Genomic DNA, 1,172 nt, shown 5'->3' with positions numbered 1-1,172 from the left:
TTGATGATCGCATCAACAAACGTCGGAACCTCGCTCGCCTTTATGAGCCGCTTGTTACTTGCCGCCATGAATGTCACACCCGTTTGCAACTTGAACTGCAGCAAAGAATGACTGCGCGGCTGGCGCCGCGCCGTCATAGCCGCTGCCGCCTTCGTCAATCTCTTTCGTCTTAAGGTGGTGAAGAAAGCTCAGAATGGCTTGAAGCGTGGGACCGTCGAAATTCCCCAGCTTTTCAATGATCGCCATACGAGTCTCCGCTTCGGCCTGGTCCTCACCCCAAAGATGCGGCGCGACTGGGTACAGGATCTCCACCGGTGAAATGCTCAGCACCTCGCAGATGTGAAGGAGCCGGCCGACAGTCAGCCGCGAAACCGCGTTTTCGTAGCGATTATAAACCTGGTCGCTGAGCCCGAGCATCGGCGCCTGCTTCGCCCGCGGGAATTTCAGTCGATCGCGAGCGTTGCGAAGGCTGGTGCTGATCTTTTTTTCAATTTCGGCGCTTAGCTCCAGTTCGCCGAAGCTGGTTTTCCGATAGACCGGCTTGTCAATTTGCGGATCGTCGATCTGCTATAAACCGAGGTGAGAAATCCATCCCTCGAAGGAAGGTCCTGCCATTGATCCTGCCAAGTTGCGATGATCGTCGGTGTTCGTTCGAATCAATGTAACCAAATTGGTTGACCGGATGCCACCTTGGAATCTAGTCGGCCTGCCAGAATTATGGGCGCGTCGCTTCGCGAAACCGCTCTATGCCTTCGGCACGGAGCCTTGCCTACAGCCAGTCTCCGCCCATCCGGGTGACGATCGGACGCGCGGGCCGCTACGCGGCCAGAACGCCGTCATCAGTACACCAAATTGGGATATCGCCCGTTTACAGAACGGGCCGAAATCAGCATAGTGCGCGCGTCTCGGGCAATACGAGTTGGTGATGGTAAGTCGCTAGCCCTTCTTGCCACTCACCGCGGGAGCCGTCCTGGCGCTAGCCAGTGACGGCTCCTTTCATTTGCAAGTGACGGCCGCGATCGCGGCCGACTTTGTTTGCCTCCGAGAGGGAAAGAGGGCTCTGCCCTCTCTCCCTCGCAAGCAAAAAAACGGTCTCCCCGTCCTTCCTTCCGCTACGCCTTCGGCTGCGCTACGTGCAGGATCGACGCGGATCCGCTTAGGCGGATCATACG

The 1,172-nt window shown here is 57.5% G+C and carries 1 protein-coding gene; it reads right to left on the bottom strand.

The features are described from left to right. Positions 1-54 precede the first annotated feature (54 nt). A complete protein-coding gene (locus EOA86_RS41000; RefSeq protein ID WP_281035734.1) occupies positions 55-480 on the bottom strand; it encodes a helix-turn-helix transcriptional regulator in 426 nt (141 codons plus the stop codon). Between the last annotated feature and the right edge of the window lie 692 nt (positions 481-1,172).

The sequence above is a fragment of the Mesorhizobium sp. M5C.F.Ca.IN.020.32.2.1 genome (genome assembly GCF_004023105.1).
Classification (GTDB): domain Bacteria; phylum Pseudomonadota; class Alphaproteobacteria; order Rhizobiales; family Rhizobiaceae; genus Mesorhizobium; species Mesorhizobium wenxiniae.
Note: the sequence above shows the minus strand (reverse complement) of the source record. Positions and strands in the feature narration are given on the sequence as shown.